This is a genomic window from Streptococcus sp. HMSC071H03, assembly GCF_001813035.1.
Lineage (GTDB): Bacteria > Bacillota > Bacilli > Lactobacillales > Streptococcaceae > Streptococcus > Streptococcus anginosus.
Genome location: NZ_KV811169.1, coordinates 268,367 through 268,659 on the forward strand (window position 1 = coordinate 268,367; position 293 = coordinate 268,659).

Sequence of the window (293 nt, forward strand, 5' to 3'; positions counted from 1 at the left end):
TTACAGTTACTTAAATCTTGAGAGTACAAAAACTCGTTATATGGAATTTTTACCATTAACTATGTTTTACAGTTACTTAAATCTTGAGAGTACAAAAACTGAATTAGATACTCTCTTATTTTCACAACTGTTTTACAGTTACTTAAATCTTGAGAGTACAAAAACTGTCTTGGCTGTTCTAGCTTGTTATAGATTGTTTTACAGTTACTTAAATCTTGAGAGTACAAAAACCTGTGGGCTTTGAGATCGTCACTGAGTCAGTTTTACAGTTACTTAAATCTTGAGAGTACAAA